The sequence below is a fragment of the Nocardiopsis sp. iso_25 genome, from assembly GCF_056173305.1.
In genome coordinates this window covers 3,795,014-3,809,837 of record NZ_CM149667.1, presented here as the reverse complement: position 1 = coordinate 3,809,837, position 14,824 = coordinate 3,795,014, and the positions used below count along the sequence as shown (strand labels likewise).

The following is a 14,824-nucleotide window of genomic DNA, read 5'->3' as shown; positions in this document are numbered from 1 at the left end:
ATATTGGTCACCCTTAGAGTGGCCCCGTCCGACGTTACGCGTGGTCTGGAGCACACACATGGGACTTGCCAAGCAGAGCACGGCTCAGGCGCGGGAGAGCCTGGCCTCCGACCAGGAGCGCGCGGAGCGCCTGCCCGAACTCCTGCGCGCGGTGGCCGAGGCGCAGGAGGCGCTGGAGCGGGCCCGCACCCGGAACGCGCCCGTGGAGGAGCTGAACCAGCGGGGCGTGGACCTGGACGCGGTGCTGACCGAGGCGATGCGCGCCGCCTACGCCCGGGAACGCACCCTGGTGGGACCCAAGGGGTACGAGGACCGGATCCACCGGCGCAAGCGGCTGGCCCGCCCGCGGGTGCGCGAGGCCACCCGGGTCGCCGAACGCCTGCTCACCGCCCGGGAGGCCCACCGCCTGCACGGGATCCAGCGGGTGCCGCGCCAGGCGGTCTGACACCGGCGGCTCCGACCCGCGACCTGTGGTCGGTACACGCACGGTAACTTGGTGTCCGGTCCGGTCCGCGGCCGGACACCGCAGCACGCGACGGTGGGGAGCGCAGTGGCACATGGCGGATTTCATCCGTGTCGATCCGACGTCGAGGGTCCCGCCCTACGAGCAGATCAGGTCGATCGTGGCCATCGCGGTCGCCAACGGTGAACTCCCGGTGGGCTACCGGCTGCCCACGGTGCGCGCGCTGGCGGGTCAGCTGTCGGTGGCGGTGAACACCGTGGCCCGCGCCTACCGGGAGCTGGAACAGGCCGGTGTGGTCGAGACGCGCGGCCGCTCGGGGACGTTCGTCGCGGCGGGCCGCGACGACCAGCGCGCCGAGGCGCTGGCCGCCGCCCGGGCCTACGCCGAGGTGATTTCCCGGGTGGGGCTGGACCACGACGAGGCGGTGGAGATCCTGCGCGCGGCGCTGCGGGGCTGAGGCCGCCCCGCGCGCCGCCGCGCCGCCCGCCGGTTCAGGCCCCGGCGACGATCCCGTAGAGCTCGTAGACGCACAGCACCACGAACAGCGATCCGGCCAGCGCCAGGCCCGCGTTGCTGATCCAGCCGTTGCGCCACTCGCGGGGGGTGCGCGAGGAGTTGAGCAGCCACATCAGGGTGAAGGCCAGGAACGGCATGAAGAAGGCGCCCAGCACCCCGTAGGCGATGACCAGCTGGAAGGGCTTGCCGATCAGCAGGAGCAGCATCGGCGGGAAGGTCAGCCAGAGCACGTAGCCGCGGAAGGCCCAGCTCTTCTGGTTCTCCCCGGGGTCGGTGTTGGTCCTGCCCCGCAGGTGGTTGACGAAGTCGGCGAACAGCAGGCTCACGCCGTTCCACACGCCGATGATGGAGGAGTAGGCGGCGGCGAAGAAGCCGATGAGGAAGGCCGTCGCCACGAACCCGCCGAAGCGCTCGCGCAGGACGTCGCCCAGCTGGATCAGGCCCTGGTCGCTCTCCTGGAGCGTGATGCCGCTCGCGTAGAGCAGCTCGGCGCCCACGATGAGCATCGCCACGACGAAGATGCCGGTGGTGACGTAGGCGACGCGGTTGTCCAGCCGCATCATCCGCATCCAGGAGGAGTCCCGCCAGCCCTTGGAGTTGACCCAGTAGCCGTAGGCCGCCATGGTGATGGTGCCGCCGACGCCGCCGACCAGGCCCATGGTGTAGAACACCGAGCCCTCGGGGAGCATCGGGACCAGGCCCCGGAGCGTCTGGCCGATGTCGGGGACGACGTAGACGGCCAGGCCGACCACGGTGACGAACATGACGCCCACGAGCACCGTCATGATCTTCTCGAACACCGCGTAGCGGTTGAACCAGACGATCACCAGGCCGGAGATCCCGGCCAGGACCGCCCACACCTCCAGGGGTACGCCCGGCATCAGCGCGGCCAGGGGCAGGGCCGTGGCGGACATGGCGCTGGCGCCGTAGACGAAGCCCCAGATCACGATGTAGGGCGCGAAGTAGACGGTGGTCCACTTACCCAGGCTGCTCCAGCCGGCGAAGATGGTGGTCCCCGTGGCCAGGTGCCAGCGCCCGGTGGCCTCGGCAAGGGAGATCTTGACCAGGCAGCCGACGACGGTGGCCCACAGCAGGGCGTAGCCGAACTGGTTGCCCGCGATGAGTGTGGCGACCATGTCGCCAGCGCCCACGCCGGTGGCCGCGACGACGATGCCCGGACCGATCTGTTTCCACGTCGTCCTGCGTTGCTCGATGGCTACCATCGTGTCCTTCCCCCTGGTGGGACCGGTGTGGTCCGTGGTGGGCACGACTGTAGGGCTTCGGACACAAGGAGCATACGGGCAGATAAGCGACGGAGGTGATCCGTGGCGGAATCGATATGTTCCAGGTCACGTCCGGAGACCGGTCAGCGGCGCAGGCCCACGACCGAGACGACGTAGAACAGGATCAGCCCGAGCCAGACCAGCGGCAGCGCCGCCGGGCTGCCCACGGCCGCGGTGATCGCGGAGACCGGGATGCTCACGCCCAGGCACACCAGGGAGAGCACGAAGCGCACGGTGTTGGAGGGCATGCCCACCTTGGCCGTCTCCGTGCGCGCCTGCGCGGCCAGGTGGTGGCGCACGCGCGCCTCGACGGTGCCGTCGATGCGCTCGACCAGGGAGGCCGCCACAGCCTCGTCGTACTCGGGGCCGAGCTCGCGGCTGGCGCGCAGCGCGGCGGAGATCTCGTCGCTGTGGCGCTGGGGGTGATCGCTCATGGTCACCATCGTCGCACCGCGGTGTCGGCGGCGTGCCGGAACGGACGCGATACCGGGGACGAACCAGGGTTCGCCCTGAGGGTTTCGGACACGGCGCGGGGCCGCCCCCTGTGGGGAGCGGCCCCGTGTCGCCCGTCGCGCCGGGCCCTAGCTGGCGAAGTCCAGCAGCTGCTGGGCACGGCTGGGGTGGCGCAGCTTGGACAGCGACTGCTTCTCCAGCTGGCGGATGCGCTCGCGGGTCAGCCCCAGGTGCTTGCCGATCTCGTCCAGAGTGCGCGGACGGCCGTCCATGAGGCCGAAGCGCAGGGACATGATGGTGGCCTCGCGCGGCTCCAGGTCCGACAGCGCGTTGCGCAGCTGGTCGGCCATGAGCTGGCGGTCCACCACCTCGGAGGCCTCCGAGGCGTCCACGTCCTCGATCAGGTCGCCGATGCGGGTCTCGCCGTCCTCGCCGATGGTGGAGTCCAGGCTGATGGGCTGGCGGGTGACCCGCAGCAGCTCCTCGATCTGGGCCGGGGTCTTGTCCAGCTCCAGACCCAGCTCCTCCGGCGTGGGCTCGCGGCCCAGCGCCTGGTGCATGTCGCGCTCCAGGCGGCTGACCTTGCTCAGCAGCTCCAGGACGTGCACGGGCAGGCGGATGGTGCGCGCGGAGTCGGCGAAACCGCGCTGGATGGCCTGGCGGATCCACCACATGGCGTAGGTGGAGAACTTGAAGCCCTTGGTGTAGTCGAACTTCTCCACGGCGCGGATCAGGCCGAGGTTGCCCTCCTGGACCACGTCGAGCAGCGACATCCCCCGGTCGCTGTACTTCTTGGCCACCGACACCACCAGGCGCAGGTTGGCCTCCAGCATGTGGGACTTGGCCTTGCGGCCGTCCTCGGCCACCCACTCCAGCTCTTCGGCCTCGACCTCGGCCAGCGGTGCGGAGCCGTCCACCTCGCCGTGCAGGCCGAGCCGGTACTCGGCGTAGAGCCCGGCCTCGACCCGCTTGGCCAGGTCGACCTCCTGCTCCGCGGTGAGGAGCTGGCGTCGGCCGATGGCCTTGAGGTAGGTGTGGACCGAGTCGCCCATGGCGGGGGACTGGTCGTCGAGGTCGGCCTCGCCGGTTTCCGTGTCGGTGGTGGTCTGGGCGGGCTCGGCCTTCTTGACGCGCCGTGTGGAGCGGGTCTTCCTCCGGGGGGAGGGGCCCTTGCGCGGCGCGGTCTTGCCTTCGGCCCTGGGTGCCTCGTCGGTGTCGGGCACCGTGGCGATGAGAGTGTCTTCCAGCACGTCGTCCTCGGCGTCGGGATCGGCCACCGGTGCGGAGTCGTCGCCCCCGTTGGCGAGCCTGACCCCGTTCTCGGTGAGTTCACGCAGGATGGAACGGCCGTCGCCGGTGGAGACGGCGGCCGCGGTGAAAGCGGCACGCAGTTCGGAGAGGGACAGGTACCCCTGGGCGCGTCCGCGGTCGAGCAGGTCGGTCAGGACCGCGTCGGCGGACGCGTCGTCGCTGCGAGCGGTGTCAGCGGGGGCTCCGGCGGTGGGTGCCGGAGCGGCTGGGGCAGTGCTCGTCATCGGGGCACCTCCCTCCCTTCCAAGACGTGTGGCACGCGGCGGACGGTTCCCGCCGGCTGGACGCGCCAATATGTCCAACGTGTTGGGGAGTCAAATGTTCCCTGTCTCGATTGGATATCAGCCGAAGTGGCGTAGATCACTGCGACGGAAGTGGCCAAACGCTGTGGGGAGCGGGTAAAGGAGCGTGCCCGGAACCGTTGCGGGCGGGGAAGGGGGGCCGGTTGGGGGGAGAGCGCAGGGGCACGAACGTGTGGGCCGAGGGCTGTCACCAACTGCGGACCTCCTTGGGAGAGGGGCCGAGGGGCCGGATTACTCAGGTAGACGTCGGAGCGCCCGGGGAAGTTCCCCGTCTTTTGTCCGACACGTCCGTGACCGGCCGCTCCGCACGGAGCGACCGGACCGCCCGGCCCCGGGCCGTCACTGCTGTTCGACGGGCACCGACGTGGTGGGGCGCGGCACCCGACGCGCCCCAGGGTCCCACGGGTCGAAGGCGCGCCGGTACACGCGCCCGGACCGCGGGGCGCTGGTGGCGGCGCCGGAGGGGGCGCGGGGGTCCGCGCCGGTGCGGCTCCCGCGGCCGGTGCCGCGGACCGCGTCGGGACGCCCGCCCCCGCCCGGACGGGCGTCGGCCGGGAACGCGGGGGTCCTCAGCAGCGGTACCGTGCGGGGACGCTGCCGCCGCTCAGCCGCGCGGAGCGCGTGCGCCCTTCGGCGGGAGCCCCCGGGCCGGGCCCGCCGGTCAGCCGCGCGGGCCGCGCAGGGAGACCAGGTCGGGCTTGCCCGAGGCCAGCATCGGCAGGGAGGCGCGCACCTCCAGCTCGCGGGGCGCGGCGTAGGCGGGCAGGCGCTCGCGCACCCACGCGCGCAGCTGCTCCAGGGAGGGCGGCGCGTCGGGGTCGGCGGGCACCACGACGGCGCTCACCCGCTCGCCCCACTCGGGGTCGGACCGGCCCACCACCACCGAGTCGGCCACGGCGGGGTGCTCCAGCAGACGGGCGTTGACCTGCCCCGGCACCACCTTGTGGCCGCCGGTGTTGACCACCTCGTCCACGCGTCCGAGCACGCTCAGGCGCCCGGCCCCGTCCAGACGGCCCAGGTCGTTGGTGCGCAGCCACCGCGTCCCGTCGGTGTCGGTGACCAGGGCGCCCGGATCGGCACCGGCCCCGGGCGCCAGGCGGTAGCCGCTGAGCAGCACCGGCCCCGACAGCAGGATCCGCCCGGCCCCGTCGGCCGAGGGGGACTCCACCCGCACCCGCACCCCGTCCAGCGCGGCGCCGTCGTAGACGCACCCGCCGCAGGTCTCGCTCATGCCGTACGTGGTGACCACCCGGCCCCCGGCCCCGCGCGCCTCCCGCAGCAGGGCGGGGTCGGCGGCGGCGCCGCCGAGCAGGACGGTCCCGAACACCGACAGGTCGGTCCCGGCGGCCAGCAGGCGCCGCAGCTGGGTGGGCACCAGGGACACGTGCGGTCGCGATCCGCGCGCGAGCTCGGCCACCGCCCCCACCGAGAAGGCCGCGTGCTCGATCCGGCCGCCCGTGGCCAGGGCGCGCATGATCACCTGGATGCCGGAGATGTGCCCGGCGGGCAGCACGCACAGCCACGCGTCGCCGGGAGCGGCGCCGATCCGCGCCACCGAGGCCCGCGCGGAGGAGCGCAGCGCGGCGGCCGACAGCTCCACGCCCTTGGGCGCGCCGGTGGAGCCCGAGGTGGTGATGACCAGGGCGGTGTCCCCGCCCGCAGGGCGGGCGCCGTCCAGTGCGGCGACCCCGTCCGGGGTGCGCAGGGAGGCCGGGCGCATGGCGGCCAGGAGTTCGTCCACGCGCGCGTCGGGGGTCCCGTCCGGGATCGGCAGCAGGGCGGGGCCGTGCCCGTCCAGGGCCCGGGCCAACAGGTCGCCCAGGCGCTCCGGCGCCAGTCCGCGCACCGCCTGGAGGGGGCGCCCCTCCAGGTCGCGGGGGTGCGTTCCGCCTGCCTCGACCTGTCTCTCGCGTGCCACGACGGCAAGGGTACGCCCGTGTCCGGCGCGTCCGCCCCGGGGGCCGGGTCCGGCGCCGGGCGGCGGACCCGGGCGCAAGGAGCACCGCCCCGCCCGCGCGTCCCCGCCCGCCTGGCACAATGCGTAGGGTTGTCGCGTGGACGTGGTGACACGTCCGCGCCGTCCACAGTGTCCCTGTTGAGGAGAAGCAGTAGCCGTGAGCAGCGTGATCGACTGGCAGCGGTCGGGCGAGTATTCCGACATCATCTACGAGACCGCGGAGGGCATCGCCAAGATCACGATCAACCGCCCCGAGCGGCACAACGCCTTCCGGCCCCAGACGCTGTTCGAGCTCCAGGACGCCTTCAACCTCGCCCGCGACGACTCCTCGGTCGGCGTGATCATCTTCACCGGCGCCGGTGACCAGGCGTTCTGCTCCGGCGGCGACCAGAAGATCCGCGGCGAGGACGGCTACATGGGCGACGACGCCGTGGCCCGCCAGGGCATCGGCCGCCTCAACGTGCTCGACCTCCAGGTGCAGATCCGCCGCCTGCCCAAGCCCGTCATCGCCATGGTCGCCGGCTGGTCCATCGGCGGCGGCAACGTGCTCCAGGTCTGCTGCGACCTGACCATCGCCGCGGACAACGCCAAGTTCGGCCAGACCGGCCCCAAGGTCGGCTCCTTCGACGGCGGCTACGGCTCCTGGCTGCTCGCCGAGACCGTCGGCCTGAAGAAGGCCCGCGAGATCTGGTACCTGTGCCGCCAGTACAGCGCGCAGGAGGCCCTGGACATGGGCATGATCAACACGGTCGTGCCGCTGGAGGACCTGGAGAAGGAGACCGTGGCCTGGGCCCGGGAGATGCTGGAGAAGTCCCCGCTGGCGCTGCGCATGCTCAAGGGCGCCATCAACGCCGTCAGCGACGGCGCGGCCGGGATGCAGCAGTTCGCCGGTGACTCCACGATGCTCTACTACATGAGCGAGGAGGCCCAGGAGGGCCGCGACGCCTTCAAGGAGAAGCGCCGCCCGGAGTTCGACAAGTTCCCGCGTCGTCCGTGACCGCTGCCGAACCCGACCCGGCGGGCACGCCCGCCGGGGGACGCGCCTTCGCGGTCGGCCTGCGCAACCGCTTCCGCGGCATCACCGTCCGCGAGGGCATGCTCGTGCGCGGGCCCGCCGGATGGGGGGAGTTCTCCCCCTTCGCCGAGTACGGCCCGCGCGAGTGCGCCCGCTGGTGGGCCGCCTGTGAGGAGGCCGCCCACCACGGCTGGCCCGCGCCCGTCCGCGACCGCGTGCCGGTCAACGTGACCGTGCCCGCCGTGGACCCCGAGCGGGCCCACGCGATCGTCTCCGCGGGCGGCTGCGCCACCGCCAAGGTCAAGGTGGCCGAACGCGGGCAGGACCCCGCCGAGGACCTGGCCCGCGTCGAGGCGGTCCGCGACGCCCTTGGCCCCTCCGGGCTGGTGCGGGTGGACGCCAACGGCGCCTGGGACGTCGACACCGCCGTGCGGATGGTGCGCGAACTGGACCGCTTCGGCCTGGAGTACGTCGAGCAGCCGTGCGCCACCCTGGACGAGCTGGCAGCCGTGCGCCGCCGGGTGTCGGTCCCCGTGGCCGCCGACGAGTCCGTCCGCAGGGCGGAGGACCCGCTGCGGGTGCGCGCCGCCGGCGCCGCCGACATCGTGGTCCTCAAGGTCCAGCCGCTGGGCGGGGTGCGCGCCGCGCTGCGCGTGGCCGAGGCGTGCGGCCTGCCGGTGGTGGTCTCCAGCGCCGTGGAGACCTCGGTGGGCCTGGCGGCGGGGGTGGCCCTGGCCGCCGCGCTGCCTGAGCTGCCCCACGCGTGCGGCCTGGCCACCGTGCAGATGCTGACCGCCGACGTGACCGCCGACCCCCTGCTGCCCGAGAACGGGTTCCTGCCCGTGCGCCCGGTGGCGGTGGACGAGGCGGGCCTGCGCGCGGTGGAGGTCGACCCCGCCGCCTGGCGGGCCCGCGCCGAGGCCGCGCGGTCGGCCGCCGACGAGGTCCCCGGCGCCGGATGACCGCGCGGCCACCGGCGTTGGTGTTACGCCCGGGGCGCACGGTGACGGGGTGCCGGATGTCCTGTCGGCGTGTGTGAGGTGTAACAGCCGTGTTCGTCCTCCGCGGGTCCCAGGTGGGGGTTGACTGTAGGGGCCGGGTCCACATGGTGATACTGGGTACACCTTGAGACGATCGAGAGAGTTGATGAATCCGTCCACCGCCCTGGCGCGTGTCCTGGTCGACGAGCTGGCCCGCTGCGGCCTGGCCGAGGCCGTCGTCGCGCCGGGGTCGCGCTCGACACCGCTCGCCCTGGCCCTGGTCGCCCACCCCGGAATCCGGGTGCACGTGCGCATCGACGAGCGCTCGGCCTCCTTCCTCGCCCTCGGCATGGCCCGCGTCTCGCGCCGCCCGGTCGCGGTGGTGTGCACCTCCGGCACGGCCGCGGCCAACTTCCACCCGGCGGTGATGGAGGCCGACGAGAGCGGTGTGCCGCTGCTGGTGCTCACCGCCGACCGGCCCCCGGAGCTGCGCGGGACCGGCGCCAACCAGACGGTGGACCAGATCGGCCTGTACGGCGGCGCGGTCCGCCTGTTCGCCGAGGTCGGCACCCCCGACCCGGTTCCCGGCATGGTCGCCTACTGGCGGTCGCTGGCCTGCCGCGCGTGGGGCTCGGCGCTGGGCGGGCGCCCCGGCCCGGTCCACCTCAACGTGGCCTTCCGCGACCCGCTGACCCCCGACGCCGACACGGGCGCCTGGCCCGAGCCCCTGGAGGGGCGCGACGGCGGCCGGGCGTGGATCGGCCGCCCGGGGCCGCTGACCGAACCCGCGCTGTTCCCGCTGCCCGACGTCGAACGCGGTGTGATCGTGTGCGGCGACGGGGACTACGACCCGGTGCCGTTCCTGGCGCTGGCCGAGGCGACCGGGTGGCCGCTGCTGGCCGAACCGACCTCCAACGCCCGCCGCGCGGACGCGCTGTCCACCTACCGGCACTTGCTGGCCTCGCCGCGCGTGGCCGCGCGGCCGGCGCCGGAGCTGGTGGTGAGTGTGGGCCGCCCCAACCTGTCCCGGCAGATCCTGGCCTACCTGCGCCGGGCCGAGCGGCACGTGGTGGTCAGCGCGGGCGCGCTGGGCGACCCGTCGGCGAGCGCGCTCAACGCCTTCTCCGACCCCGTGCGCACCGCCACCGACGTGGTGGCCGCGGTCGCTCCGCCCGCCGGTGCGGACCCGGGCGCTCCGCGGCGCACCGAGTGGTCGCGGACCTGGTCGGAGGCGGAGGCGGTGGCCCGTGCCGCCCTGGACGCGGTGCTGGACGAGGAGGAGGTGCTCAGCGAGCCGAGGCTGGCCCGCGACCTGGTCGCGCACATGCCCGCCGGTTCGCTGCTGTTCGCCGGTTCGAGCATGCCCATCCGCGACCTGGACGCCACCATGCGGGCGCGCTGCGGCGTGCGCCTGGTGGGCAACCGGGGCGTGAGCGGGATCGACGGGTCGGTCTCCACGGCCATCGGCGCGGCGCTGGCCCACCAGGCCGGGGGCGGGGGGCACGCCTACGCGCTGCTGGGCGACCTGGCCATGCTGCACGACCAGAACGGGCTGCTGATCGGCCCGGGGGAGCCGCGCCCGGACCTGGCGATCGTCGTGGTCAACAACGACGGCGGCGGGATCTTCTCCGGTCTGGAGCAGGCCGGGCACCCCGACTTCGAGCGGGTGTTCGGCACCCCGCACGGGGCGTCGATGGAACGTGTGGCCGCGGTGGCCGACGTGCCCTACACCCGCCTGGAGTGGGCGACCGACCTGCCCAAGGCGCTGCTGGGCGAGGGGCCGCGCCTGATCGAGGTGCGCACCCACCGCGCGGGCAGCGCCGCGCTGCGCCGCCGTATCCAGGCCGCGGTCGACGCCGCGGTGGACGAGGCGCTCTGAGCGCACGCCCCTGACAGAAGCGGGCGGGGCCACCGCGCGGGCCGGGGCCGTCCGCCGCGGCGCCGGGCACCGCGCCCGCCCCTTTTCGACCTCCCGTGCGTCCCGCTGTCGGCATGCCCTAAAACCCCTTCGACCGGCAACCGTTTTCCCGCCACCGCGCCGGTCCCGCCCCCGCGGCGCGCCGCTTCGCCCTGCGCCGAATCACGGGAGGGGCGACAACTCCGGTGACGGTTACGGGCGTGTCACGTGGACCCGGCGGGTACGGTGCGCCATGATCACGACCGGAACCCGACGATGTGTGTCCCTCCGGATTCCCAGCGTGACCTACCAGGGCATGCGCCGGAGTTGTAGGCGCGTTCACCTTGGTTTCACCTGCGCGTTCGGAATTTCGGCCAAGGTCGAGAGCGTCCGGGGGAGCACCCCGCCGGACCAGGAGACAATCCGCGCGCCCCGGTCAGACCCCGCACCGACGGAGCGCGTGTGAGCAGCACGATCCCCAAGGAGAAGGTGTGCCCGAATCCGCGCCCCGCCGCCGCCAGCTGCCGTTGATCGGCCAGGTCGGTGGCGGCCGTTCCCGTGCGACATGCAGACTGCGCTGCGGCGACGCCTGTTTCCACCCGGCTCCCAACACCAGCGACAACCCCTACTTCGGGGACATCTTCGCCAAGGCGCTCTCCCGCCGCTCCATCATCCAGGCCGGTGCCGTGAGCGCCGGAGCGGGCGCGCTCGGACTCGCCGCGCTCAGCCCGGCCTCGGCCGACCGCCGCGGTCCCGACCGCCCCCACCCCTCGCCGCGGCCCACCTTCACCAGCGTCCAGCCCAACAACGACGACAAGATCACCATCCCCCGGGGTTACGACCAGCACGTCATCATCCGCTGGGGCGAGCCGGTCCTGCCCGGCGCGCCCGAGTTCGACGTGTACGACCAGACCGCCGAGGCGCAGGCCCAGCAGTTCGGCTACAACTGCGACTACGTCGGCTTCCACCAGCTCGACGACGACCACGCCCTGCTGTGGGTCAACCACGAGTACACCAACGAGGAACTCATGTTCCCGGGGTACGCCGGGGGCGACGCCGCCACCGAGGAGCAGGTCCGCATCGCCATGGCCGCCCACGGCGGTTCCATCGTCGAGCTCCAGCGCGAGGGCCGCACCGGCAAGTGGGTGCTCTCCACGGGCGAGCGCTCCTTCAACCGCCGCATCACCGCCGACACCCCCATGCGCATCACCGGCCCCGCCGCCGGGCACGACCTGCTCAAGACGGCGGAGGACCCCACCGGCACCCTGGTCCGGGGCATGCTCAACAACTGCGCGGGCGGCATGACCCCGTGGGGCACCTTCCTCACCGCCGAGGAGAACTTCAACCAGTACTTCGCCAACGGCTCCGGGTCCGCCGAGACCAGGCGCTACGGCGTCGGCACCGGTGCCACGGGACGCCGCTGGGAGCGCTTCGAGGAGCGCTTCGACCTCTCCAAGCACCCCAACGAGATCAACCGCTTCGGCTACATCGTCGAGGTCGACCCGCTCGACCCCGGGTCCGAGCCGGTCAAGCGCACCATGCTCGGCCGCTTCAAGCACGAGGGCGCCACCACCCGCCTGGCCGACGACGGCCGGGTCGTGGCCTACATGGGCGACGACGAGCGCTTCGACTACATGTACAAGTTCGTCAGCGCCAAGAAGTACGTCGAGGGCTCCCGGCGCCACAACCTCTCCCTGCTGGACACCGGCACGCTGTACGTGGCACGCCTGTCCGGCAACAGCCCCGCCGAGGAGTTCGACGGCTCCGGCGCGCTGCCCGCGGACGGCGAGTTCGACGGTTCCGGCGAGTGGGTCGCGCTGTGCACCGACACCGAGAGCTTCGTCCCCGGCTTCAGCGTCGCCGAGGTGCTCATCCACACCCGTCTGGCCGCCGACGTCGTGGGCCCCACCAAGATGGACCGCCCCGAGGACTTCGAGCCCAGCCCGGTCACCGGCAAGGTCTACTGCGCGCTGACCAACAACTCCTCCCGCGAGCCCGGCCAGGCCGACGAGCCCAACCCGCGCGGCCCCAACCGGCACGGCCACATCCTGGAGATCGTCGAGTCCGGCAACGACGCGGCCGCCACCTCCTTCGCCTGGAACGTGCCGCTGGTGTGCGGCAACCCCGAGGACGACGACACCTACTACGCGGGCTTCGACAAGTCCAAGGTCATGCCGATCTCCGCGCCGGACAACCTGACCTTCGACAAGGACGGCAACCTGTGGATCTCCACGGACGGCCAGCCGGGCGCCCTGGGGATCAACGACGGCCTGCACGTCATGCCGGTCGAGGGCCGCTTCCGCGGTGAGCTGAAGACCTTCGCCACCGTCCCGGTCGGCGCGGAGGCCTGCGGCCCCTTCGTCACCGAGGACAGCAAGACGGTCTTCCTGGGCCCCCAGCACCCCGGTGACGGCGGCACCTTCGAGGCGCCCACCAGCACCTGGCCCGACGGCGAGTTCCCGCGCCCCTCCGTGGTGTGCATCTGGCACACCGCGGGCCGCGAGGTCGGCAGGTAGCCCTGCCCTCCTCCCGCCGGTAGGGACGAAGACCACCGGCCCCGGCTTCCATCGTGGGGGCTGCCGGGGCCGGTTCCTCGTTTTCGGGCCCCCGCCCGGGGCGCGCGGGCCTCAGAGGGTCTTCTCGAAGCAGAGCGAGGAGGGCTCGTCGGCGTAGGCGCCGAAAGCGGGGATGGGCGTGTACCCCGAACGGGTGTAGAAGCGCACCGCGTCGGGCTGCCGGTCGCCCGTCTCCAGGCGCAGGCACTTCCAGCCCCGCTCGCGGGCCCACTCCTCCAGGGCCGCCAGGACCAGCGCCGCCGCGCCCGAGCCGCGCCGGTCGGGCCGCACGTACATCCGCTTGACCTCGCCCGCCGCGTCGCCGAGGTCGCGCAGGCCGCCGCAGCCCACGGCCGCGCCCGAGGCGTCGCGGGCCACCACGAACACCGCGATGTCCCCGGCGGAGGGGGCCACCCCCGGCTCGGAGTCGGTGGTGCCGTACCGTTCGGCGATCTCCGCCCGCTGACCGGCCCGCAGGGCGGCGGCGTCGGGATCGTCCCAGGAAACCTCGTGGACACGCATGGGCGCCACGCTAGCGGCGCCGTGTTTCGCGGCCGTGAAATCCCGCACGGACGGCGGCCGCTGTGCGCATCGCCACCCCCTGCGGAACGCCGCCCCGTACCGACCGCCGCCCGCGTGCGCGCCGCGGAGCCCGGACCGGAGCGCGGGCCCCGCTCCCGCCCCGGCTCAGACGGGGTCGGTCAGGGCCTCGCGCATGACCCGGAACTTGGACTCGGTCTCGGCCAGCTCCGACTCCGGCTCGGAACCGGCGACGATGCCCCCTCCGGCGAACAGCCGGGCGCGCGCGCCCTCCACGCGGGCGCAGCGCAGGGCGATGCCCCACTCGGAGTTGCCCGCGCCGTCCAGCCACCCGACCGGACCGGCGTAGCCTCCCCGGTCCATGCCCTCGGACTTCGCGATCAGCCGCATGGCCGCCGCGGTGGGTGTGCCGCCCACGGCCGCCGTGGGGTGCAGGGCCGCGACCGCGTCCAGCGCCGACACCCCGGGGGACAGGCGGGCGCGCACCGGTGTGGCCAGGTGCTGCACGTTGGCGAGCGCGAGCAGGCGTGGCCGCGCGGGCACGTCCAGTTCCTCGGTGAGCGGTTCCAGCGCGGTGCGCAGGGAGTCCACGGCCATGCGGTGCTCGTCCACGTCCTTGGCCGAGGCCAGCAGCTCCTCGGCCAGGAGCCGGTCGCCTTCGGGGTCCTCGCCCCGGGGGCGGGTCCCGGCCAGCACCAGCGAGGAGAGCTGGTCGCCCTCGCGGCGCAGCAGCAGCTCGGGGGTGGCTCCGACCATGCCGTCCACGGAGAAGGTGAAACAACCGGGGAAGCGCAGCCGCAGCCGCTCCAGCAGTGTGCGCACGTCGATGGGGGCGTCGGCCTCGGCCAGGGCGTCGCGCGCCAGCACGGCCTTGTCGAGCTCGCCCGCGCGGATGCGCTCGACGGTACCGGCCACGGCGCCCATCCACTGCTCGCCGGTCAGCGACCCCCGGCTCCAGGAGAGCGGACCCACGGGCCGCCGCGCCGACGTGGGGCCCAGCGGCTCGGCCGGGTGCTCCCCGGGCGCTTCGGTGACGGTGGTCAGCCAGGCGCGGCCGTCGCGCCGCCCGACCAGCACGCGCGGCACCACCAGGGCCGATCCCGCGGAGGAGGGGGAGAAGGCGAACGTGCCGAACGCGACCGGGCCGGTGCCGGGCACCCCCACCTCGTCGTGGACCTCGGCGCGCTCGGTGAGGGCGTTGATCCAGCGGGCCGCCTCGGTGAAGCGGGTGGTGTCGGTGGGCTCGGCGGATTCGGGTTCACCGGCCAGGTCCAGCCGCGCTGCCCGTCCCCAGCCCACGATGCCCTCGTCGCCGGTCAGCCAGGCCAGAGGGGAGTCCGCGGGCAGGCGGTCCACCAGGCTGGCGGTGTCGTCGCGCAGGGCGACGGTGCGGACGGACAGACGGGGCGGGCTCAGGAGGGCGTTCACGGTCCCCGAGTCTAGGACCTCGTCTGGGACGGTGTGTCCGGTATCGGCCGTGGTGGCCGGGGTGCGCACGTGCCCCCACCCGGGCCGGGGCCGCCGCGGTGACCCCGGCCTCCGCCGCCGCACG

General features: G+C 73.6%; 12 protein-coding genes. 6 read left to right on the top strand and 6 right to left on the bottom strand.

Features of this window, described 5'->3' with window-relative positions; genetic code table 11:
- Positions 1–58: 58 nt before the first annotated feature.
- Entirely contained in the window at positions 59–445 is a 387-nt protein-coding gene (locus tag AC0VX6_RS16545; RefSeq protein WP_475465057.1) for a hypothetical protein, read from the top strand.
- Positions 446–557: 112 nt separating this feature from the next.
- Entirely contained in the window at positions 558–920 is a 363-nt protein-coding gene (locus AC0VX6_RS16540; RefSeq protein ID WP_047872006.1) for a GntR family transcriptional regulator, read from the top strand.
- Between the two features lie 34 nt (positions 921–954).
- On the opposite strand, the gene AC0VX6_RS16535 is transcribed toward AC0VX6_RS16540, so the two are convergent.
- The 4 genes from AC0VX6_RS16535 to AC0VX6_RS16520 form a co-directional block, all read right to left on the bottom strand.
- Positions 955–2,202 (bottom strand): Nramp family divalent metal transporter, encoded by a 1,248-nt coding sequence (locus AC0VX6_RS16535; RefSeq protein ID WP_475465056.1) that lies wholly within the window; start codon positions 2,200–2,202, stop codon positions 955–957.
- Positions 2,203–2,345: 143 nt separating this feature from the next.
- Positions 2,346–2,705 carry a hypothetical protein gene (locus AC0VX6_RS16530; RefSeq protein WP_274973593.1) on the bottom strand — a complete coding sequence of 120 codons (360 nt, stop codon included), beginning with the start codon at positions 2,703–2,705 and terminating at the stop codon, positions 2,346–2,348.
- A 138-nt stretch (positions 2,706–2,843) separates the two neighbouring features.
- The gene (locus AC0VX6_RS16525) at positions 2,844–4,250 is read right to left on the bottom strand and encodes a sigma-70 family RNA polymerase sigma factor (protein ID WP_274973592.1); all 1,407 of its coding nucleotides are present in this window, start codon (positions 4,248–4,250) and stop codon (positions 2,844–2,846) included.
- Between the two features lie 739 nt (positions 4,251–4,989).
- Positions 4,990–6,246, bottom strand: a complete 1,257-nt coding sequence (locus AC0VX6_RS16520; RefSeq protein WP_274973591.1) for an AMP-binding protein — start codon at positions 6,244–6,246, stop codon at positions 4,990–4,992.
- Positions 6,247–6,442: 196 nt separating this feature from the next.
- Here AC0VX6_RS16520 and menB point away from each other — a divergent pair, with 196 nt between their 5' ends.
- The 4 genes from menB to AC0VX6_RS16500 all read left to right on the top strand — a co-directional run bounded on the left by menB (position 6,443) and on the right by AC0VX6_RS16500 (position 12,693).
- On the top strand, positions 6,443–7,282 hold the full coding sequence (gene menB / locus AC0VX6_RS16515) for a 1,4-dihydroxy-2-naphthoyl-CoA synthase (RefSeq protein WP_274973590.1): 840 nt from the start codon (positions 6,443–6,445) through the stop codon (positions 7,280–7,282).
- Positions 7,279–8,262: an o-succinylbenzoate synthase gene (locus tag AC0VX6_RS16510; protein WP_475465054.1), complete on the top strand. Its 984-nt coding sequence runs from the start codon at positions 7,279–7,281 to the stop codon at positions 8,260–8,262. Before menB ends, AC0VX6_RS16510 begins: the two co-directional genes overlap by 4 nt.
- A gap of 184 nt (positions 8,263–8,446) precedes the next feature.
- The gene (gene menD, locus AC0VX6_RS16505; RefSeq protein ID WP_475465053.1) at positions 8,447–10,159 is read left to right on the top strand and encodes a 2-succinyl-5-enolpyruvyl-6-hydroxy-3-cyclohexene-1-carboxylic-acid synthase; all 1,713 of its coding nucleotides are present in this window, start codon (positions 8,447–8,449) and stop codon (positions 10,157–10,159) included.
- A 509-nt stretch (positions 10,160–10,668) separates the two neighbouring features.
- Positions 10,669–12,693 carry a PhoX family protein gene (locus AC0VX6_RS16500; RefSeq protein ID WP_475465052.1) on the top strand — a complete coding sequence of 675 codons (2,025 nt, stop codon included), beginning with the start codon at positions 10,669–10,671 and terminating at the stop codon, positions 12,691–12,693.
- 111 nt (positions 12,694–12,804) lie between these two features.
- Here the strand turns inward: AC0VX6_RS16500 and AC0VX6_RS16495 are convergent, their stop codons facing one another.
- Both AC0VX6_RS16495 and AC0VX6_RS16490 read right to left on the bottom strand, forming a co-directional pair.
- Positions 12,805–13,254, bottom strand: coding sequence for a GNAT family N-acetyltransferase (locus AC0VX6_RS16495; protein ID WP_475465050.1), 450 nt, complete (start codon positions 13,252–13,254; stop codon positions 12,805–12,807).
- A gap of 165 nt (positions 13,255–13,419) precedes the next feature.
- Positions 13,420–14,700 carry an isochorismate synthase gene (locus tag AC0VX6_RS16490; RefSeq protein ID WP_274973585.1) on the bottom strand — a complete coding sequence of 427 codons (1,281 nt, stop codon included), beginning with the start codon at positions 14,698–14,700 and terminating at the stop codon, positions 13,420–13,422.
- Positions 14,701–14,824: the final 124 nt, after the last annotated feature.

Excerpts from the sequence above, each read along its gene's own strand:
- AC0VX6_RS16545 (WP_475465057.1), top strand. The coding sequence starts at position 59 with ATGGGACTTGCCAAGCAGAGCACGGCTCAGGCGCGGGAGAGCCTGGCC.
- AC0VX6_RS16540 (WP_047872006.1), top strand. The coding sequence starts at position 558 with ATGGCGGATTTCATCCGTGTCGATCCGACGTCGAGGGTCCCGCCCTAC.
- AC0VX6_RS16535 (WP_475465056.1), bottom strand. The coding sequence starts at position 2,202 with ATGGTAGCCATCGAGCAACGCAGGACGACGTGGAAACAGATCGGTCCG.
- AC0VX6_RS16530 (WP_274973593.1), bottom strand. The coding sequence starts at position 2,705 with ATGGTGACCATGAGCGATCACCCCCAGCGCCACAGCGACGAGATCTCC.
- AC0VX6_RS16525 (WP_274973592.1), bottom strand. The coding sequence starts at position 4,250 with ATGACGAGCACTGCCCCAGCCGCTCCGGCACCCACCGCCGGAGCCCCC.
- menD (WP_475465053.1), top strand. The coding sequence starts at position 8,447 with ATGAATCCGTCCACCGCCCTGGCGCGTGTCCTGGTCGACGAGCTGGCC.
- AC0VX6_RS16495 (WP_475465050.1), bottom strand. The coding sequence starts at position 13,254 with ATGCGTGTCCACGAGGTTTCCTGGGACGATCCCGACGCCGCCGCCCTG.